20 protein-coding genes are annotated in these 20,352 nt (G+C 69.8%); all 20 read left to right on the top strand.

The annotated features are described in order from the left end of the window. Positions 1–125: 125 nt before the first annotated feature. Positions 126–1,043: a homoserine kinase gene (gene thrB / locus ACGFZF_RS36420; RefSeq protein ID WP_393561448.1), complete on the top strand. Its 918-nt coding sequence runs from the start codon at positions 126–128 to the stop codon at positions 1,041–1,043. A 382-nt stretch (positions 1,044–1,425) separates the two neighbouring features. Beyond that, on the top strand, positions 1,426–3,441 hold the full coding sequence (gene rho / locus ACGFZF_RS36415) for a transcription termination factor Rho (protein WP_393561446.1): 2,016 nt from the start codon (positions 1,426–1,428) through the stop codon (positions 3,439–3,441). A 216-nt stretch (positions 3,442–3,657) separates the two neighbouring features. Beyond that, positions 3,658–4,752, top strand: a complete 1,095-nt coding sequence (locus ACGFZF_RS36410) for an LCP family protein (RefSeq protein WP_393561519.1) — start codon at positions 3,658–3,660, stop codon at positions 4,750–4,752. A 242-nt stretch (positions 4,753–4,994) separates the two neighbouring features. Beyond that, positions 4,995–5,213, top strand: a complete 219-nt coding sequence (rpmE, locus tag ACGFZF_RS36405) for a 50S ribosomal protein L31 (protein ID WP_147981233.1) — start codon at positions 4,995–4,997, stop codon at positions 5,211–5,213. A gap of 114 nt (positions 5,214–5,327) precedes the next feature. After that, positions 5,328–6,404: a peptide chain release factor 1 gene (gene prfA / locus ACGFZF_RS36400; RefSeq protein ID WP_356779492.1), complete on the top strand. Its 1,077-nt coding sequence runs from the start codon at positions 5,328–5,330 to the stop codon at positions 6,402–6,404. Positions 6,405–6,448: 44 nt separating this feature from the next. Continuing rightward, on the top strand, positions 6,449–7,294 hold the full coding sequence (gene prmC, locus ACGFZF_RS36395; RefSeq protein ID WP_393561443.1) for a peptide chain release factor N(5)-glutamine methyltransferase: 846 nt from the start codon (positions 6,449–6,451) through the stop codon (positions 7,292–7,294). 53 nt (positions 7,295–7,347) lie between these two features. Next, the gene (locus ACGFZF_RS36390) at positions 7,348–7,995 is read left to right on the top strand and encodes an L-threonylcarbamoyladenylate synthase (protein WP_147981236.1); all 648 of its coding nucleotides are present in this window, start codon (positions 7,348–7,350) and stop codon (positions 7,993–7,995) included. Beyond that, positions 7,992–8,636 carry a protein-tyrosine-phosphatase gene (locus tag ACGFZF_RS36385; RefSeq protein WP_393561441.1) on the top strand — a complete coding sequence of 215 codons (645 nt, stop codon included), beginning with the start codon at positions 7,992–7,994 and terminating at the stop codon, positions 8,634–8,636. The genes ACGFZF_RS36390 and ACGFZF_RS36385 overlap by 4 nt, the downstream gene beginning before the upstream one ends. A gap of 148 nt (positions 8,637–8,784) precedes the next feature. Next, on the top strand, positions 8,785–10,032 hold the full coding sequence (gene glyA, locus ACGFZF_RS36380; protein ID WP_393561439.1) for a serine hydroxymethyltransferase: 1,248 nt from the start codon (positions 8,785–8,787) through the stop codon (positions 10,030–10,032). 107 nt (positions 10,033–10,139) lie between these two features. Then, complete coding sequence (locus ACGFZF_RS36375) at positions 10,140–11,483, top strand: MraY family glycosyltransferase (protein ID WP_393561436.1); 1,344 nt, start codon at positions 10,140–10,142, stop codon at positions 11,481–11,483. A 270-nt stretch (positions 11,484–11,753) separates the two neighbouring features. Then, the gene (locus ACGFZF_RS36370) at positions 11,754–12,191 is read left to right on the top strand and encodes a hypothetical protein (RefSeq protein ID WP_393561434.1); all 438 of its coding nucleotides are present in this window, start codon (positions 11,754–11,756) and stop codon (positions 12,189–12,191) included. Between the two features lie 225 nt (positions 12,192–12,416). Next, positions 12,417–13,226 carry a F0F1 ATP synthase subunit A gene (gene atpB / locus ACGFZF_RS36365; protein WP_356607742.1) on the top strand — a complete coding sequence of 270 codons (810 nt, stop codon included), beginning with the start codon at positions 12,417–12,419 and terminating at the stop codon, positions 13,224–13,226. A 90-nt stretch (positions 13,227–13,316) separates the two neighbouring features. Then, positions 13,317–13,574 carry an ATP synthase F0 subunit C gene (gene atpE / locus ACGFZF_RS36360; RefSeq protein WP_093874070.1) on the top strand — a complete coding sequence of 86 codons (258 nt, stop codon included), beginning with the start codon at positions 13,317–13,319 and terminating at the stop codon, positions 13,572–13,574. 42 nt (positions 13,575–13,616) lie between these two features. Further along, positions 13,617–14,162, top strand: a complete 546-nt coding sequence (locus ACGFZF_RS36355; protein WP_147981243.1) for a F0F1 ATP synthase subunit B — start codon at positions 13,617–13,619, stop codon at positions 14,160–14,162. Further along, positions 14,159–14,974, top strand: a complete 816-nt coding sequence (locus ACGFZF_RS36350; protein WP_393561431.1) for a F0F1 ATP synthase subunit delta — start codon at positions 14,159–14,161, stop codon at positions 14,972–14,974. The genes ACGFZF_RS36355 and ACGFZF_RS36350 overlap by 4 nt, the downstream gene beginning before the upstream one ends. 134 nt (positions 14,975–15,108) lie before the next feature. Then, positions 15,109–16,707: a F0F1 ATP synthase subunit alpha gene (gene atpA, locus ACGFZF_RS36345; RefSeq protein ID WP_147981245.1), complete on the top strand. Its 1,599-nt coding sequence runs from the start codon at positions 15,109–15,111 to the stop codon at positions 16,705–16,707. Between the two features lie 20 nt (positions 16,708–16,727). Next, positions 16,728–17,645: a F0F1 ATP synthase subunit gamma gene (locus tag ACGFZF_RS36340; protein ID WP_147981246.1), complete on the top strand. Its 918-nt coding sequence runs from the start codon at positions 16,728–16,730 to the stop codon at positions 17,643–17,645. Then, positions 17,645–19,087, top strand: coding sequence for a F0F1 ATP synthase subunit beta (gene atpD / locus ACGFZF_RS36335; protein ID WP_393561428.1), 1,443 nt, complete (start codon positions 17,645–17,647; stop codon positions 19,085–19,087). Before ACGFZF_RS36340 ends, atpD begins: the two co-directional genes overlap by 1 nt. Before the next feature lie 111 nt (positions 19,088–19,198). Then, entirely contained in the window at positions 19,199–19,573 is a 375-nt protein-coding gene (locus ACGFZF_RS36330) for a F0F1 ATP synthase subunit epsilon (protein WP_147981248.1), read from the top strand. A 144-nt stretch (positions 19,574–19,717) separates the two neighbouring features. Continuing rightward, complete coding sequence (locus tag ACGFZF_RS36325) at positions 19,718–20,164, top strand: DUF2550 domain-containing protein (RefSeq protein ID WP_393561425.1); 447 nt, start codon at positions 19,718–19,720, stop codon at positions 20,162–20,164. Positions 20,165–20,352: the final 188 nt, after the last annotated feature.

Genomic DNA, 20,352 nt, shown 5'->3' with positions numbered 1-20,352 from the left:
GAACCCGCCCCGTTGCATATGCGCGGTGTCGTTGCCGTTGTCGCCCCCGAGGCAGAAACGGCCCCCGGGTCCCAGGTACTTCTCTTGTAAATCCCGCAGTCAGAGTCAAGGAGAGTCATCGAGCGATGGCCGGTCCCGCGTTCCGCGCCGCCGCCGTAAGGGTGCGCGTTCCCGCCACCAGCGCCAACCTCGGCCCGGGCTTCGATGCCTTCGGCCTGTCGCTGGGTCTCTACGACGACGTCGTCGTCCGGGTCGCCGACTCCGGGCTGCACATCGACATCGCCGGCGAGGGCGCCGACACGCTCCCGCGCGACGAGAGCCACCTGCTCGTGCGCTCGCTGCGTACCGCCTTCGACCTGCTCGGCGGGCAGCCGCGCGGCCTCGAGGTCGTCTGCGCCAACCGCATTCCGCACGGCCGGGGCCTCGGCTCCTCCTCCGCCGCCATCTGCGCCGGCATCGTGGCCGCCCGCGCCGTGACCATAGGCGGGGACGCCCGCCTCGACGAGGCGGCCCTGCTGGAACTGGCCACCGAGATCGAGGGACACCCCGACAACGTCGCCGCCTGTCTGCTCGGCGGATTCACCCTCGCCTGGACCGAGTCGGGCGCCGCCCGGGCGATCAGGATGGCCCCCTCCGATTCCATCGTTCCGGTGGTTTTCGTCCCCGGGAAGCCGGTGCTGACCGAGACCGCCCGCGGCCTGCTGCCCCGTACGGTCCCGCACGTCGACGCCGCGGCCAACGCCGGGCGCGCCGCGCTCCTCGTGGAGGCTCTGACCCGCCGCCCCGAGCTGCTGCTCGCGGCCACCGAGGACCGGCTGCACCAGGAGTACCGGGCGCCCGCGATGCCGGAGAGCATCGCGCTCGTGAACCGACTGCGGGCGGACGGCGTCCCCGCGGTCATCTCCGGCGCGGGCCCCACGGTGCTCGCGCTGGCCGAACACGGGACGGCCGACAAGGTCGCCCGACTGGCAGGCGACGGATGGGCCGCGAACCGGCTCGACCTCGACGCGTCCGGAGCGAGTGTTCTGCCGCTCGCCCCGTAGGGCGCGGGATTGCCGGTGATGGAGAGGGGGAATGTTTGTTGGAGCCGGTAGTGTTAACCTCAAGTCTGCACCCGAGGTCTTTGTGGCGCGGTGCGGAGTGTCCCCATCAGGGACCACCCATTCTTCCGGAAGCCTCCTCAACTGCCTGAGCAGCCTGCCTGAGCAGTTTTGAGCACGCTCCGGAACCGGCACGACACCCCTCGCTCTCCCACGGTGAGGGCCGAGCAGGGGGCCTCGGGCCGGACCCACAGCACGTTTTTTCTCTTCCGCCGCACCCGGCGGGACCACCGCCCCGACACGGTCCACAAGCAGGATCGCCGTCGGACAGCACAACCGGTCGCCGAGCCAGATGGCCGACGTCCGCTCCAGGGAAGGACCCTTCGTGAGCGACACCACCGATCTGATGGGCGTGACTGCCGACAACACTGTCGACGCCACCGCGCCCGCCGCAGGTGCTGCCACCGGCACCACCGCACGGCGCCGCCGCTCCGGCACCGGCCTTGAGGGCATGGTCCTGGCCGAGCTGCAGCAGGTCGCGTCCGGCCTCGGCATCAGGGGCACTGCGCGGATGCGCAAGAGCCAGCTGATCGAGGTCATCAAGGAGGCGCAGGCCGGAGGCTCCGCCCCGGCCAAGGCCACCTCCGCCGAGACGGCCGAGAGCAAGCCGAAGCGCCGCACCACCTCCAAGGCCCGCACGGTCGAGGCCGCGCCGGAGAGCGCCGCCCCCAAGGCGGAGAAGGCCGAGAAGGCCGTCGCCCAGCAGCAGATCGACATCCCCGGTCAGCCCGCCAGCGACGACCAGCCGGCCGGCGAGCGTCGTCGCCGCCGCGCCACCGCCCCGGCCGGCGCGCCGGAGGGCGAGGCCAAGGCGGAGACCGCCCAGGCCGCCAAGGGCGAGACGCGGACCGAGACCCGTACCGACGCGTCCGGTGACGGCAAGGCCGAGGCCGCCGTCGACGGCGCCGAGGGCCGTGGCCGTCGTGACCGCGGCGAGCGCCGTGACCGCGGCGAGCGCGGGGAGCGCGGCGACCGCCAGCGCGACCGCCGTGACCGCGGCCGTGGCGACGACCAGCAGGGCGGTGGCCAGGGCGGCCAGCGTCAGCAGCGCCAGGGCGGCCCGCAGGGTCAGCAGAGCGGCCCGCAGGACGACTTCGACGACGAGAGCGGCCGTCGTGGCCGTCGCGGGCGCTACCGCGACCGTCGTGGCCGTCGTGGCCGCGAGGACTTCGGCGGCCCCGAGGTCCAGGTCAACGAGGACGACGTCCTGATCCCCGTCGCGGGCATCCTGGACATCCTCGACAACTACGCGTTCATCCGGACCTCCGGCTACCTGCCCGGCCCGAACGACGTGTACGTCTCCCTCGCCCAGGTCCGCAAGAACGGCCTGCGCAAGGGTGACCACGTCACCGGCGCCGTGCGTCAGCCGAAGGAGGGCGAGCGCCGCGAGAAGTTCAACGCGCTGGTCCGTCTGGACTCCGCGAACGGCATGGCCGCCGATTCCGGCCGTGGCCGCCCGGAGTTCAACAAGCTGACCCCGCTCTACCCGCAGGACCGCCTCCGTCTGGAGACCGACCCGGGTGTGCTGACCACGCGGATCATCGACCTCGTGTCGCCGATCGGCAAGGGCCAGCGAGGCCTGATCGTGGCCCCGCCGAAGACCGGCAAGACCATGATCATGCAGGCGATCGCCAACGCGATCACCACGAACAACCCCGAGTGCCACCTGATGGTCGTCCTGGTCGACGAGCGTCCGGAAGAGGTCACCGACATGCAGCGGTCGGTCAAGGGCGAGGTCATCTCCTCGACCTTCGACCGTCCGGCCGAGGACCACACCACGGTCGCCGAGCTGGCCATCGAGCGCGCCAAGCGTCTCGTGGAGCTGGGTCACGACGTGGTCGTCCTGCTCGACTCGATCACCCGCCTGGGCCGCGCGTACAACCTCGCCGCCCCGGCCTCCGGCCGCATCCTGTCCGGTGGTGTCGACTCGACCGCGCTCTACCCGCCGAAGCGCTTCTTCGGTGCCGCGCGCAACATCGAGGACGGCGGCTCGCTGACCATCCTGGCCACCGCGCTGGTCGACACCGGCTCGCGCATGGACGAGGTGATCTTCGAGGAGTTCAAGGGCACCGGCAACATGGAGCTCAAGCTCGACCGGAAGCTCGCCGACAAGCGCATCTTCCCGGCGGTGGACGTCGACGCGTCCGGTACCCGCAAGGAGGAGATCCTGCTCGGCAGCGACGAGCTCGCCGTCACCTGGAAGCTGCGTCGCGTGCTGCACGCGCTCGACCAGCAGCAGGCGATCGAGCTGCTGCTCGACAAGATGAAGCAGACGAAGTCGAACGGCGAGTTCCTGCTGCAGATCCAGAAGACGACCCCGTCGGCAGGCAACAACGACTGACGAGATCTCCGTCACGCGGCGGTGATCCGGCCTCCGGGCCCGTGATCCCCGCCGCGACCTGCGCAAAGAACACGATGCCCACCGTGCCTGGCACGGTGGGCATCGTGCGTTGCGGACCGTCGCGCTTCTTCACTCATCGAAACCTCACAGAGGACTATGCAACCCTTTCGGGTGCTTCGCCGTCACAGAAGGTGAACCATAGACCTGAGGTAGATGATGACCGAGCAGTCCAGGAACGCCCGCATACGTGGCACCGGCGGCCGCCGCCGGAAGCCGCTCACCCGCGGCAGGCGCGCGGCGATCGTCGCCGCCTGGGGCGCCGCCGTGCTCGTCGTGGTCGGGGGGTCCGGGCTCGGGTACACGTACCTCAAGCTCAACGGCAACCTGAAGGGCGTCGACATCAACACCCGGCTCGGCGCCGACCGCCCCGAGAACGTCGACAACGGATCGATGGACATCCTCGTCCTCGGCTCCGACTCCCGCTCCGGCGACAACGGCGCGTACGGCAGGGACGAGGGCGGCGCCCGCTCCGACACGGCGATGGTCGTGCACGTCTACGAGGGCCACCGGAAGGCGAGCGTCGTCTCGATCCCGCGCGACACCCTCGTCGACCGCCCGAAGTGCACCGACGAAGGGGGCGGCACCGTCCCCGGCGACGGCCGGGCGATGTTCAACACCGCGTACGAGGTCGGCGGCCCGGCCTGTGCCGTCAAGACCGTCGAGTCGATGTCCGGCATCCGCATGGACCACTACATCGAGGTCGACTTCAGCGGCTTCAAGAAGCTCATCGACAAGCTCGGCGGTGTCGACGTCACCACCACGGTCCCCATCAAGGACGCCAAGAGCCACCTCGACCTCGCCCCGGGCACCCACACGCTCGACGGCGAGCAGTCCCTCGGCCTGGTCCGCACCCGCAAGAGCGTCGGCGACGGCAGCGACCTCGGCCGCATACAGCTCCAGCAGGCCTTCATCAAGGCCTTCATCGCGCAGGTCAAGGACGTCGGCGTGCTGAGCAGCCCGCAGAAGCTCCTCGGCCTCGCCGACACCGCCACCAAGGCGATCACCCCGGACTCCGAGCTCGACTCGGTCGACGAGCTCCTCGGCTTCGCCCGCGGCCTCGGCAAGATCGGCGCGGACGACGTCGACATGGTGACCATGCCGGTCGAGTACGACCCCGCCGACCCGAACCGGGTGGTGCCCCTGCAGGCCGAGGCCGACCAGGTCTGGAAGGCGCTCAAGGCGGACCGCCCGATCCCCGCCTCGGCGACCGAGGACGCGGCCACCGGCAAGGCCGAGGGCGTCGTCCGGTAGCCGTCGCACCCGCGCCCCGCACCGCACCGGGCCGCCCCGCACCGCTCCCGCCCCGCCCCGTGCTGCCCCCGATCCGCTCCGGGACCCGGTCGCGGCGACGCTCCGGCCGTGGCCGGAATAGTTTCGCACCGGACCCGGTTTTGGGAGATACGGCCGGTCCTGGCAGACTGGTACGTCGGCCCCGGTTCACGCATGTGCATCCCGCACGGCGACCCGGCGCCCTCCCGAAACTAGGAGACACCTTGAAGCGCGAGATCCACCCCGAGTACGTCGAGACCCAGGTCAGCTGCACCTGTGGCGCGTCGTTCACCACCCGTAGCACGCTGACCGACGGCACCATCCGTGCCGAGGTCTGCTCCGAGTGCCACCCGTTCTACACGGGCAAGCAGAAGATCCTCGACACCGGCGGCCGCGTCGCCCGCTTCGAGGCCCGCTTCGGCAAGGGTGCGGCCAAGAAGTAGCACGTCACTGCGCCGGTCCTTGGTCGCTCCCGTACGGGGGGACCGGACCGGCGCTTTGCCGTCCCCGCAGGTTTTCCCGCAGCCCCCCTCACGAATCCACCCCAGGAGCACCCGATGTTCGAAGCGGTCGAGGACCTGGTCGGCGAGCACGCCGACCTCGAGAAGAAGCTCGCCGACCCTTCGGTCCACTCCGACCAGGCGAACGCGCGCAAGCTCAACAAGCGTTACGCGGAGCTGACCCCGATCATCGGCACCTTCAAGGCGTGGAAGCAGTCGGCCGAGGACATCGAGACGGCCAAGGAGCTGGCCGCCGACGACCCCGACTTCGCCGCCGAGGTCAAGGAGCTGGAGAAGCAGCGCGAGGAGCTGACCGACAAGCTGCGTCTGCTGCTCGTCCCGCGCGACCCCAGCGACGACAAGGACGTCATCCTCGAGATCAAGGCCGGCGCGGGCGGCGACGAGTCCGCCCTGTTCGCCGGCGACCTGCTGCGGATGTACCTGCGCTACGCCGAGCGCGTCGGCTGGAAGACCGAGATCATCGACTCGACCGAGTCCGAGCTCGGCGGCTACAAGGACGTCCAGGTCGCCGTGAAGACCAAGGGCGGCAACGGCGCGACCGAGCCCGGCCAGGGCGTCTGGGCGCGGCTGAAGTACGAGGGCGGGGTGCACCGCGTCCAGCGCGTGCCCGCCACGGAGTCCGCCGGGCGGATCCACACCTCCGCGGCCGGTGTCCTCGTGACCCCCGAGGCCGAGGAGATCGACGTCGAGATCCACCAGAACGACCTGCGGATCGACGTCTACCGCTCGTCCGGCCCCGGCGGCCAGTCCGTCAACACGACCGACTCCGCGGTGCGCATCACGCACCTGCCGACCGGCATCGTGGCCTCCTGCCAGAACGAGAAGAGCCAGCTCCAGAACAAGGAGCAGGCCATGCGTATCCTCCGCTCCAGGCTGCTCGCCGCGGCCCAGGAGGAGGCCGAGTCCAAGGCCGCGGACGCCCGCCGCAGCCAGGTCCGCACCGTCGACCGCTCCGAGAAGATCCGGACGTACAACTTCCCGGAAAACCGCATCTCGGACCACCGCGTCGGCTTCAAGGCGTACAACTTGGACCAGGTGCTCGACGGCGACCTGGACCCGATGATCCAGGCCTGCGTCGACGCCGACTCGGCCGCCAAGCTCGCCGCGGCCTGAGCGCACGAGCCCGTCAGCCCCACCCCGCACCACGGAGGACCAGCGTGAACCTGCTGCTTGCCGAGGTGGCCCAGGCCACCCAGCGGCTGGCCGACGCCGGCGTGCCCTCACCGCGTTTCGACGCGGAGGAGCTCGCCGCGTTCGTGCACGGCGTGAAGCGGGGGGAACTGCACAACGTCAAGGACGCCGACTTCGACGCCCGCTACTGGGAGACGATCGCCCGTCGCGAGGCGCGTGAGCCGCTCCAGCACATCACCGGACGGGCGTTCTTCCGCTTCCTGGAGCTCCAGGTGGGGCCCGGCGTCTTCGTGCCCCGTCCGGAGACGGAGTCGGTCGTCGGCTGGGCCATAGACGCCGTGCGCGCCATGGACGTGGTCGAGCCGCTGATCGTCGACCTGTGCACCGGCTCGGGCGCGATCGCGCTCGCCATGGCGCAGGAGGTGCCGCGGTCCCGCGTGCACGCCGTGGAGCTGTCCGACGACGCCCTGGTGTGGACCCGGAAGAACGCCGAGGGCTCCCGGGTCACCGTCCACCAGGGCGACGCGCTGAGTGCCCTGCCGGAGCTCGACGGCCAGGTCGACCTCGTCATCTCCAACCCGCCGTACATCCCGCTCACCGAGTGGGAGTACGTGGCGCCCGAGGCCCGTGACCACGATCCGCAGATGGCGTTGTTCTCCGGCGAGGACGGTCTCGACACCATCCGGGGCATCGAGCGCACCGCGCACCGGCTGCTGCGCCCGGGGGGTCTCGTGGTCATCGAGCACGCGGACACGCAGGGCGGCCAGGTGCCGTGGATCTTCAACGAGGAGGCCGGCTGGGCGGACGCCGCCGACCACCCCGACCTGAACAACCGGCCGCGCTTCGCGACCGCCCGCAAGGCGACGCCATGATGTCCCCCTGCCCGAGAGACCCCGTAGTGACCACGAACTGGGAGGCCCGCTAAATGGCTCGGCGATACGACTGCAACGAGGCGACCGACCGCGTGACGGGTCTGCGCGAGGCCGCGTCCGCCGTCCGCCGCGGCGAGCTGGTCGTGCTGCCCACCGACACCGTCTACGGGATCGGCGCGGACGCCTTCAGCTCGGAGGCCGTCGCGGACCTGCTGGCGGCCAAGGGCCGGGGCCGCAACATGCCCACGCCGGTGCTGATCGGTTCCCCGAACACGCTGCACGGGCTCGTCACGGACTTCTCCGAGCAGGCGTGGGAGCTCGTCGACGCGTTCTGGCCGGGCGCGCTGACCCTCGTCGCGCGTCACCAGCCGTCGCTCCAGTGGGACCTCGGCGACACCCGGGGGACCGTCGCGATCCGGATGCCGCTGCACCCCGTCGCGATCGAGCTGCTGACCGAGGTCGGTCCGATGGCCGTGTCCTCGGCGAACCTGACGGGACACCCCTCTCCGGAGGACTGCGACGCGGCGCAGGGCATGCTCGGCGACTCCGTGTCCGTCTACCTGGACGGCGGCCCGACGCCCGGCATCGTGCCCTCCTCCATCGTCGACGTGACCGGCAAGGTCCCGGTGCTGCTGCGTGAGGGCGCGCTGTCCCCGGAGGAGCTCCGCAAGGTGGTACCCGACCTCGAGGTGGCCAGTTGACGGCCCCTGAGGGGCGTGGCATAGCGGGGCCGGAGAGCAGTTCCTTCCGCATCCTCCACGTCAGTACCGGCAACGTGTGCCGCTCGCCGATCACCGAGCGGCTGACGCGGCATGCCCTGTGCGACCGCCTGGGCGACCCGCGCGGCGGCGGCCTGATCGTGGAGAGCGCGGGCACCTGGGGCCACGAAGGGGCTCCGATGGAGGCCAACGCCGAGCTGGTGCTCGCCGACTTCGGCGCGGACGCCACCGGTTTCACGGGCCGCGAGCTGCTGGACGAGCACGTCATCCGGGCGGACCTCGTGCTGACGGCGACCCGCGACCACCGGGCCCAGGTCATCTCGATGGGGCACTCGGCGGGCCTGCGCACCTTCACCCTGAAGGAGTTCACCCGGCTGGTCCGCGCGATAGACCCCGCGACGCTCCCGGATCCGCGGGACGAGGGCATGGTCGAACGCGCCCGCGCCCTGGTCCGTGCTGCCGCGGCTCTACGCGGGTGGCTCCTGGCCCCGAACCTGGAGGCGGACGAGGTGAACGACCCGTACGGAGCCCCGATCACCTTCTTCCGCTCGATCGGCGACGAGATCAACCAGGCGCTGGACCCGGTCGTCACGGCGCTGACCGGCGTCTCCGCACGGCGCTGACGGCCGCCCCGCGCGGGGCGGCAGCGGCGGACGAGGGGAGCGGCCGGCCGGCTTGGGCCGGACGGCCCAGCCGCGGGTGAACGGCGGGCGGAGCCGGGGCGACCCGCCTACATTGGAGCTGAAGCCCAGCCCACGCCGGGAGCCACAGATGCCGGTCACCGCTCCACCCGAAGAGGAACTCGACGTCCTGCGCCGGCAGGACCCGGAGATCGCCGACGTGCTGCTCGGGGAGGTGCGCCGGCAGACCGAGGACCTCCAGCTGATCGCCGCCGAGAACTTCACCTCGCCCGCGGTCCTGGCCGCGCTCGGCTCCCCGCTCGCCAACAAGTACGCCGAGGGATATCCCGGCGCCCGCCACCACGGCGGCTGCGAGTACGCCGACGCCGCCGAGCGGATCGCCGTCGACCGGGCGAAGTCCCTCTTCGGCGCCGAGCACGCGAACGTCCAGTCCCATTCCGGCTCCTCCGCGGTCCTGGCCGCGTACGCCGCCCTGCTGCGGCCCGGGGACACCGTGCTGGCCATGGGGCTCGCCCACGGCGGCCACCTCACCCACGGCTCGCCCGCGAACTTCTCCGGGCGCTGGTTCGACTTCGTGCCCTACGGCGTCGACGCCGAGACCGGGCTCATCGACTACGAGCAGGTCGCCGCGCTGGCCCGCCACCACCGCCCCAAGGCGATCGTCTGCGGTTCGATCTCCTACCCCCGCCACATCGACTACGCGGTCTTCCGCGACATCGCCGACGAGGTCGGCGCCTACCTCATCGCCGACGCCGCCCACCCGATCGGGCTGGTCGCCGGGGGAGCGGCGCCCAGCCCCGTCCCGTACGCCGACGTCGTCTGCGCCACCACCCACAAGGTGCTGCGCGGTCCCCGCGGCGGCATGGTCCTGTGCGGGGCCGATCTGGCCGAGCGGGTCGACCGGGCGGTCTTCCCGTTCACCCAGGGCGGTGCCCAGATGCACACCATCGCCGCCAAGGCGGTCGCCTTCGGCGAGGCGGCCGCCCCCGCCTTCGCCACGTACACCCATCAGGTGGTCGCGCACGCCCAGGTGCTCGCCGCGGCGCTCGCCGCCGAGGGATTCGCCGTCACCACCGGGGGAACCGACACCCACCTCATCACCGCCGACCCCTCGCCCCTGGGCGTCGACGGCCGCACGGCGCGGATGCGGCTGGCCGCCGCCGGCGTGGTGCTCGACACCTGCGCCCTGCCGTACGGGGACGGTCGCGGACTGCGCCTCGGCACCGCCGCCGTCACCACGCAGGGCATGGGCGCCCCGGAGATGGCCCGGATCGCCGCGCTGTTCGCGCTCGCGCTGCGCGAGGACGCCACGGAGGCGGCCCGCGTGCGCGCGGAAGTCCGCTCCCTTACGGGTGGATTTCCCCCGTATGGAGGGTGACGGGCCTCACAGCGCAACCGTACGCACCGGTCGGATGTCCTCAAGCACAGGGACGGCCCGGCTAGGGTGTGGGGCTGAGATGGCCAGCGATTCCTGTGGGGCAGCCCGTGCGTGATTACCTGCTGACGCTCTGTGTCACGGCCGCGGTGACCTATCTGCTCACCGGTCCGGTGCGGAAGTTCGCCATTGCGACCGGGGCGATGCCGGAGATCCGTGCCCGCGACGTACACCGAGAACCGACTCCGCGGCTCGGTGGCATCGCCATGTTCTTCGGGCTGTGCACCGGACTGCTGGTGGCGGACCACCTGCAGAACCTGAACAGCGTCTTCGAGCTCTCCAACGAGCCTCGCGCGCTGCTCTCCGGTGCCGCCCTGATCTGGCTGATCGGCGTCCTCGACGACAAGTTCGAACTGGACGCGCTGATCAAGCTGGGCGCGCAGATGATCTCGGCCGGCGTGATGGTCATGCAGGGTCTGACGATCCTGTGGCTGCCGATCCCCGGTGTCGGCACGGTCGCGCTGACCCAGTGGCAGGGCACGCTCCTGACGGTCGCCCTGGTGGTCCTCACCATCAACGCGGTGAACTTCGTCGACGGTCTGGACGGCCTGGCAGCCGGCATGGTCTGCATCGCCGCGACGGCGTTCTTCCTGTACGCCTACCGGCTCTGGTACGGCTACATGATCGAGGCCGCCGCCCCCGCGACGCTGTTCGCCGCGATCCTGATGGGCATGTGCCTGGGCTTCCTGCCGCACAACATGCACCCGGCCCGGATCTTCATGGGCGACTCCGGCTCGATGCTGATCGGCCTGATCCTGGCCGCGTCGGCGATCTCGATCACCGGGCAGGTCGACCCCGACACCCTGAGGCTGTTCGAGGGCTCGACCCGCGAGGCCACCCACGCCGCGCTGCCGGTCTTCATCCCGCTGCTGCTGCCGCTCACGATCATCGCGATCCCGATGGCCGACCTGGTGCTGGCGATCGTGCGCCGCACCTGGAACGGGCAGTCCCCGTTCGCGGCCGACCGCGGCCATCTGCACCACCGGCTGCTGGAGATCGGCCACTCGCACAGCCGGGCCGTGCTGATCATGTACTTCTGGTCGGCGCTGATCGCCTTCGGCACGCTCGCGTACTCGGTGCACTCCACGTCGATGTGGATCGTGCTGACGGTCGTCTTCATGAGCGCGCTCGGTCTGGTGCTGCTCCTGCTGCCGCGCTTCGCGCCGCGGGCGCCGAGATGGGCGGAGTCCTTCGTGCCGCCCCGGTACCGCCGCTCCCGTCCCGTCCAGCCGGAGGCCGCCTCCGCGGCCGTCTCCGGGGCCGCTGGGAGCCCTCAGGGCCCTCTGGAGGAGCGCCCCGAGCGCATTCCGGTGCCGGCCGGGGTCAACGGGTCGACCGCCATCGGCCACCGGTCGCGCTTCACCGACCGGCGGAAGGCCGGAACGCCGAGTTGACGAATGCCCCGCACGGGCGCATTACCAGACAACTCGACGTCCCGTCGCGCACACACGCGCGGGGTACCTCTCATGTGTGACAGTCCGCACACCCACGGGTAAAGACCTATTCAAATAGTTTGTGATACGGTTCACGAGACCCGGCGACAGAGCCGAAAGACCGTAGTGCGACGGTCTGTTGGCCCCGAGACACACCTCGGACCGGGCCTAGGCTCGTCCTCGACGACACCCCTGCACGACTGCCCCCACCAAGCAAGCGGAGACACCGCCATGCCGTCCAACGACGCACGCATCCTTCTGTCAGCTGCCATTCCCGCTGCGGCCACCGGCGCGATCGCCGCGGTCATCAGCGGCGTGGTCGCCGGCGGCGAAGGGGTGCTCGGCGCCGTCCTCGGCTGCGTCGTGGTCATCGCTTTCATGGGCATCGGGCTCGTGGTGCTCCAGAGGACCGCGAAGTCGCTCCCGCACCTGTTCCAGGCCATGGGGCTGATGCTCTACACGGCCCAGCTGCTGCTGCTGTTCATTTTGATGGCCCTGCTGAAGAACACCACCTGGTTCGACTTCAAGGCGTTCGCCTTCACGCTGCTCGCAGTGACCATCGTGTGGATCGCGGCACAGGCCCGCGCCTACATGAAGGCCAAGATCCTTTACGTCGACCCCGACTCCTCGAACGGCGACAAGCCCAAGAAGACGGGGTCGTCGTCGTGAGGGGTAGGGCCGGGATAAAGACGCCTTCGGCTTCCTGCTATCGTCCGATGCCAACTGCGGCATTGCGGGCGCGGGCATCCGAGCTGACGCCTGTCCCAGCGCGAGGCTCGACGCCGAACCGCCGCCCCCCTATCCGTAAGACCAGTCCAGTGCCGACCCGCGGCTGCGTGCCGCGCCGACACAACGAGGTTGCCGTACCTATGCGCCACGCTGAAGGAGCCCGCGGTGAGTGCTGACCAGACGCTTGCCTTCGACCCGGATTGCCACATCTTCAGTGGATGCGGCTTCCCGGCGCCGGGCCTGCACACGTTCATGTACGAGCCGATCGCCACGTGGGGCGGCTTCGAGTTCACGAAGCCCATGCTGCTCGCGATCCTGGGCTCGATCGTGGTCGTCGGGTTCTTCTGGGCCGCCTTCAACAAGCCCAAGCTGATCCCCGGCAAGATGCAGATGGTCGGCGAGGCCGGTTACGACTTCGTGCGCCGCGGCATCGTCTACGAGATCATCGGCAAGAAGGACGGCGAGAAGTACGTCCCGCTGATGGTGTCGCTGTTCTTCTTCGTGTGGATGCTCAACCTCTGGTCGATCATTCCCCTCGCCCAGTTCCCGGTCACCTCGCTGATCGCCTTCCCGGCCGGTCTCGCGCTGATCGTGTACGTCCTCTGGGTCTCGCTGACCTTCAAGAAGCACGGCTTCGTCGGCGGCTGGAAGAACATCGTCGGCTACGACAAGTCCCTCGGCGCGATCCTGCCGATGGTCGTCGTCCTGGAGTTCTTCTCGAACCTCCTCATCCGGCCCTTCACGCACGCGGTGCGACTGTTCGCGAACATGTTCGCCGGTCACCTGCTCATCGTGATGTTCTCGCTGGCCACCTGGTACCTCATGAACGGCCTGGGCTTCATCTACGCCGGCGCCTCGTTCGTGATGGTCCTCGTGATGACCGCCTTCGAGCTCTTCATCCAGGCCGTCCAGGCGTACGTCTTCGTCCTCCTGGCCTGCAGCTACGTCCAGGGCGCGCTCGCCGAGCACCACTGAGCCCGACCGGACCCGCCGCACCACCCCCAAGCCAACTGTCGTCCGGTGGCCAACCCCCACCGGGTCATTGAAAGAGAAGGAAGTAACGGCATGTCCGCTGCTCTCGACATGGTCAACCTCGCCGCCGGCGCCAAGGAGAACGTCGTCGGCAACGTCGCCTCGATCGGCTACGGCCTCGCCGCGATCGGCCCCGGCGTCGGCGTCGGCATCATCTTCGGTAACGGTACGCAGGCCCTCGCCCGCCAGCCCGAGGCTGCCGGTCTGATCCGCACCAACCAGATCATGGGCTTCGCGTTCTGTGAGGCGCTCGCCCTCATCGGCATCGTCATGGGCTTCGTCTACCAGTAAGCCGGACCGACAGCCCGAACCTTTTTTACGGAAGGCACTGATGTGAACGCTCTGCTTCTTGCGCAGGCGGAGGAGCCCCAGCCTCCTCTGATCCCGCATCTTGACGAGCTCGTCATCGGCCTGATCGCCTTCGTCATCGTCTTCGGCTTCCTCGCCAAGAAGCTCCTCCCGAACATCAACAAGGTTCTGGACGAGCGTCGCGAGGCCATCGAGGGTGGCATCGAGAAGGCCGAGTCGGCCCAGATCGAGGCCCAGAGTGTGCTGGAGCAGTACAAGGCCCAGCTCGCCGAGGCCCGCCATGAGGCCGCGCGTCTTCGCCAGGAGGCGACGGAGCAGGGCACCGCGATCATCCAGGAGATGAAGGCGGAAGGCCAGCGCCAGCGCGAGGAGATCATCGCGGCCGGCCACACGCAGATCGAGGCCGATCGCAAGGCCGCGGCGACGTCGCTGCGCCAGGACGTGGGCAAGCTCGCCACCGACCTGGCCGGCAAGCTGGTCGGTGAGTCCCTCGAGGACCACGCCCGCCAGAGCCGCACGATCGACCGCTTCCTCGACGAGCTCGAGGAGAAGGCCGAGGCCGTCCGATGAACGGAGCGAGCCGCGAGGCACTGGCCGGCGCGCGGGAGTCTCTCGACGCGCTGACCGACAACACCTCGGTCGACGCCGCGAAGCTCGCGGGCGAGCTGGCCGCGGTCACCGCGCTGCTCCACCGCGAGGTGTCGCTGCGTCGGGTCCTGACCGACCCGGCGCAGGCGGGCGAGGCCAAGGCCGAGCTCGCCGGGCGACTGCTCGGCGGTCAGGTGGACGGCCCGGCCGTCGACCTGGTGTCCGGCATGGTGCGTTCCCGCTGGTCGCAGTCGCGTGACCTGGTCGACTCGGTCGAGGAGCTGGCGAACACCGCCGACCTCACCGCGGCGCAGCAGGCCGGCGCGCTCGACGACGTCGAGGACGAGCTGTTCCGGTTCGGCCGGATCGTCTCCTCCAGCACCGGGCTCCGCTCGGCGCTGACGGACAAGGCCGCCACGGCGTCCGCCAAGAGCGAGCTGCTGCGCAGCCTGCTCGGCGGCAAGGCCAACCCGGTCACCGAGCGTCTGGTCGTCCGTCTCGTGACGCAGCCGCGTGGACGTAGCCTGGAAGCGGGACTCGAGTCCCTCTCCAAGCTCGCCGCGGCGCGCCGGGACCGGATGGTCGCGGTCGTCACCACGGCGGTGCCGCTGTCCGACCAGCAGAAGCAGCGCCTCGGTGCCGTCCTGGCCAAGCTGTACGGCCGCGAGATGCACCTGAACCTCGACGTGGACCCCTCGGTCCTCGGCGGGATCGCGGTGCAGGTCGGCGACGAGGTCATCAACGGGACCATCGCGGAGCGCCTCGACGAGGCGACCCGGCGACTGGCCGGCTGACGGCAGCAGCCACCAAAAGAACAAGCATGACCAGCGGCCCGGTTGGGCCGTGCAGAGATTGCAGAAGATTCCTGGGGGTCGGCCCCCAGACCCCTAAGAAACTTCGGGCCCAACAAGGAGAGCAGGGAACCCAGATGGCGGAGCTCACGATCCGGCCGGAGGAGATCCGGGACGCGCTGGAGAACTTTGTCCAGTCGTACCAGCCGGACGCGGCCTCGCGCGAGGAGGTCGGAACGGTCAGCCTGGCCGGCGACGGCATCGCGAAGGTGGAGGGCCTGCCCTCCGCCATGGCGAACGAGCTGCTGAAGTTCGAGGACGGCACCCTCGGTCTCGCCCTCAACCTCGAGGAGCGCGAGATCGGTGCGATCGTCCTCGGCGAGTTCAGCGGTATCGAGGAGGGACAGCCGGTGCAGCGCACCGGTGAGGTCCTCTCCGTAGGTGTCGGCGAGGGCTACCTCGGCCGCGTTGTCGACCCGCTCGGCAACCCGATCGACGGCCTCGGCGAGATCGCGACCGAGGGCCGCCGCGCCCTCGAGCTGCAGGCGCCCGGCGTCATGCAGCGCAAGTCGGTCCACGAGCCGATGGAGACCGGCTACAAGGCCGTCGACGCCATGACCCCGGTCGGCCGCGGTCAGCGTCAGCTGATCATCGGCGACCGTCAGACCGGCAAGACCGCGCTGGCCGTCGACACGATCATCAACCAGCGTGACAACTGGCGCTCCGGCGACGTGAACAAGCAGGTCCGCTGCATCTACGTCGCCGTCGGCCAGAAGGGCTCCACCATCGCGTCCGTGCGCGGCGCGCTGGAGGAGGCCGGTGCGCTCGAGTACACGACGATCGTCGCCGCCCCGGCGTCCGACCCGGCCGGCTTCAAGTACCTGGCGCCGTACACCGGCTCCGCCATCGGCCAGCACTGGATGTACCAGGGCAAGCACGTCCTGATCGTCTTCGACGACCTGTCGAAGCAGGCCGACGCCTACCGCGCCGTGTCGCTGCTGCTGCGCCGCCCGCCGGGCCGTGAGGCCTACCCGGGTGACGTCTTCTACCTGCACTCCCGCCTCCTCGAGCGCTGCGCGAAGCTCTCGGACGAGATGGGCGCGGGCTCGATGACCGGTCTGCCGATCGTCGAGACGAAGGCCAACGACGTCTCGGCGTTCATCCCGACCAACGTCATCTCCATCACCGACGGCCAGTGCTTCCTGGAGTCCGACCTGTTCAACGCCGGCCAGCGTCCGGCCCTGAACGTCGGTATCTCGGTCTCGCGTGTCGGTGGCTCCGCCCAGCACAAGGCGATGAAGCAGATCTCCGGTCGCCTCCGTGTCGACCTGGCCCAGTTCCGTGAGCTGGAGGCGTTCGCCGCCTTCGGTTCCGACCTGGACGCCGCGTCGAAGGCGCAGCTGGAGCGTGGCCAGCGGATGGTCGAGCTGCTCAAGCAGGCTCAGTACCAGCCGATGCCCACGGAGAACCAGGTCGTCTCGGTCTGGGCCGGCACCACCGGCAAGATGGACGACGTCCCGGTGTCCGACATCCGCCGCTTCGAGGCCGAGCTCCTGGCGTACCTGCGCCAGAGCCACTCCGGTCTCATGAGCTCCATCCGTGAGGGCGGCAAGCTGTCGGACGACACCCTGCAGTCCGTGGCCGACGCCATCGCGGAGTTCAAGAAGCAGTTCGAGACCTCTGACGGGAAGCTGCTGGGCGACGACGCTTCCGCTGCCGTCAACGTCTCGAAGTGACGACGGAAGGGACCTGACTCATGGGAGCGCAGCTCCGGGTCTACAAGCGTCGCATCAAATCCGTCACCGCGACGAAGAAGATCACCAAGGCGATGGAGATGATCGCCGCCTCGCGCGTCGTCAAGGCGCAGCGCAAGGTGCAGGCGTCGACCCCGTACGCGACCGAGCTGACCCGCGCGGTCACCGCGGTCGCCACGGGTGCGAACGACAAGCACCCGCTGACCACCGAGGCGGAGAACCCGACCCGCGCCGCGGTCCTGCTCCTCTCGAGCGACCGTGGTCTGGCCGGTGCCTTCAACTCCAACGCCATCAAGGCGGCGGAAGCGCTGACGAGGAAGCTGGAGGGCGAGGGCCGCCAGGTCGACATCTATGTCGTCGGCCGACGTGGCATCGCGCACTACAACTTCCGCGAGCGCAAGCTGGCCGGCTCGTGGACCGGTTTCACGGACCAGCCGGAGTACGCGGACGCCAAGACGATCGCGGCTCCGCTGATCGAGGCGATCGAGAAGGACACGGCCGAGGGCGGCGTGGACGAGCTCCACATCGTCTACACCGAGTTCGTCTCGATGATGACGCAGACGGCGGTCGAGGCCCGGCTGCTGCCCCTCAGCCTCGACGAGGTGGCGAAGGAGGCGGGCGAGCAGGACACGCTCCGTCCGCTGTACGACTTCGAGCCGTCGGCGGAGGACGTCCTCGACGCCCTTCTGCCGCGCTACGTCGAGAGCCGGATCTACAACGCGCTGCTCCAGTCGGCTGCCTCCAAGCACGCCGCCACGCGTCGTGCGATGAAGTCGGCGACCGACAACGCGGGAGACTTGATCAACAACCTCTCCCGACTTGCCAACGCGGCCCGCCAGGCCGAAATCACCCAGGAAATCAGCGAGATCGTCGGTGGCACCGCAGCCCTGGCCGACGCGACCGCGGGGAGTGACAAGTAATGACGACCACTGTTGAGACGGCCGCCGCCACGGGCCGCGTCGCCCGGGTCATCGGCCCGGTCGTCGACGTGGAGTTCCCCGTCGACGCGATGCCGGAGATCTACAACGCGCTGAACGTCGAGGTTCCGGACCCGGCCGAGGAGGGCGCGACCAAGACGCTGACCCTCGAGGTCGCCCAGCACCTCGGTGACGGCCTCGTCCGCACCATCTCGATGCAGCCCACCGACGGTCTGGTCCGCCAGGCCCCGGTGGTCGACACCGGCGCCGGCATCACCGTGCCCGTCGGCGACGTCACCAAGGGTCGCGTGTTCAACACGCTCGGCCAGGTGCTGAACGACGACGCCTCCACCGTGGCGGACGCCCCGCGCTGGACGATCCACCGCAAGGCCCCGGCCTTCGACCAGCTCGAGTCCAAGACCGAGATGTTCGAGACCGGCCTGAAGGTCGTCGACCTCCTCACCCCGTACGTCAAGGGTGGAAAGATCGGTCTGTTCGGTGGCGCCGGTGTCGGCAAGACCGTTCTGATCCAGGAGATGATCGTCCGTGTGGCCAAGCTGCACGACGGTGTCTCCGTCTTCGCGGGCGTCGGCGAGCGCACCCGTGAGGGCAACGACCTCATGGTCGAGATGGAAGAGGCCGGCGTTCTGGACAAGACCGCCCTGGTCTTCGGCCAGATGGACGAGCCCCCGGGCACCCGTCTGCGCGTGGCCCTCGCGGGTCTGACCATGGCGGAGTACTTCCGCGATGTGCAGAAGCAGGACGTGCTGTTCTTCATCGACAACATCTTCCGCTTCACGCAGGCCGGCTCCGAGGTCTCGACCCTGCTCGGCCGCATGCCCTCCGCGGTGGGTTACCAGCCGAACCTGGCCGACGAGATGGGTCTCCTCCAGGAGCGCATCACGTCGACCCGTGGTCACTCGATCACCTCGATGCAGGCGATCTACGTCCCCGCGGACGACCTGACCGACCCGGCTCCGGCCACCACCTTCGCCCACCTCGACGCGACGACGGTTCTCTCCCGTCCGATCTCCGAGAAGGGCATCTACCCGGCCGTGGACCCGCTGGACTCCACGTCCCGGATCCTGGACCCGCGCTACATCGCGCAGGACCACTACGACGCCGCCACGCGCGTCAAGGGAATCCTGCAGAAGTACAAGGACCTCCAGGACATCATCGCGATCCTCGGTATCGACGAGCTGAGCGAGGAGGACAAGCTCGTTGTCCACCGCGCCCGCCGTGTCGAGCGCTTCCTGTCCCAGAACACCCACGCGGCGAAGCAGTTCACCGGTGTGGACGGTTCGGACGTTCCGCTCGACGAGTCGATCGCCGCGTTCAACGCGATCTGCGACGGTGAGTACGACCACTTCCCCGAGCAGGCGTTCTTCATGTGCGGTGGCATCGAGGACCTCAAGGCCAACGCCAAGGAGCTCGGCGTCTCCTGAGCCCCGTGCTCTCGTGAGGGGGGCGGGTTCGTCCCGTCCCCCTCTTCACGCCCCTTAGAATTGACCCCAACACCCGGCACGACCGCCGGGTGGTGACCCGAGGAGCCACCCTTGGCTGCTGAGCTGCACGTCGAGCTGGTCGCCGCGGACCGGAGTGTCTGGTCCGGCGAGGCCACCCTGGTCATCGCGCGTACCACCTCCGGCGACATCGGCGTCATGCCCGGCCACCAGCCGCTGCTCGGTGTGCTGGAGTCGGGCCCGGTGACCATCCGTACGAGCGAGGGCAACACCGTCGTCGCCGCCGTGCACGGTGGATTCATCTCGTTCGCCGACGACAAGCTTTCTCTGCTCGCGGAGATCGCCGAGCTGGCGGACGAGATCGACGCCCAGCGCGCCGAGCGCGCGCTGGAGCGCGCCAAGTCGGAGTCGGACGCCGCCGCCGAGCGACGCGCCGATGTCCGGTTGCGTGCGGTAGCGGTCCACTAGCGGACCGCACCGAGAGTTGTGCCCTCAGCCGCGGCACGGCTGGAATTCTCCAGACCGTGTCGCGGCTGAGGCGATGCAGATGCAGGTCGTATTCGGTTACGCCGGCGGAGCCGGTCACGGGACGCAGCGAGGAGGTCGGTGAAGATGTTCCTCGCTCTGCTCCTGGGCGGCCTGGTCGTCGCACTGGTGGTGATCGGGCTCTTCGTCTTCGGTTTGCGCCGCAGACTGATCCAGCGGGCCGGCGGCACCTTCGACTGTTCGCTGCGCTGGAACGTTTCCGAGGAGCCGGACCCCTCCGGCAAGGGCTGGGTCTACGGCGTCGCGCGCTACAGCGGGGACCAGGTCTCCTGGTTCCGGGTGTTCTCCTACGCGCCGCGCCCGCGCCGGATCCTGGAGCGCTCCGCGATCGAGGTCCTGGAGCGCCGGATGCCCGAGGGCGAGGAGGAGCTCGCGCTCCTCTCCGACGCCGTGATCCAGGGCTGCATGCACCGCGGCACCCGGCTGGAGCTGGCCATGAGCGAGGACGCCCTCACCGGTTTCCTGGCCTGGCTGGAAGCGGCGCCGCCCGGCCAGCGGGTGAACGTCGCCTGAGGCTCCACCTCGCCCGAAGGGGCTCGGTGGTCGCCCGGTACGGACACGGACGTGCGAGAAGCGGGGGGCGGGGGGGGGGGCCCGCCCCCCCCCCCCCGCCCCCGGCCCCGGCCCCTAGATAGGCTAACGCCGTATACCAAACGCGGGCCCAAGGGCCCGTGCCGGGGGTCGACACCGGCCCCCCCCCC

Source organism: Streptomyces sp. NPDC048338 (assembly GCF_043201055.1).
In the GTDB taxonomy this organism is placed as follows: Bacteria; Actinomycetota; Actinomycetes; order Streptomycetales; family Streptomycetaceae; genus Streptomyces.
The sequence above is the reverse complement of the archived record's forward strand: the minus strand, read 5'-3'. Positions and strand labels throughout refer to the sequence as shown.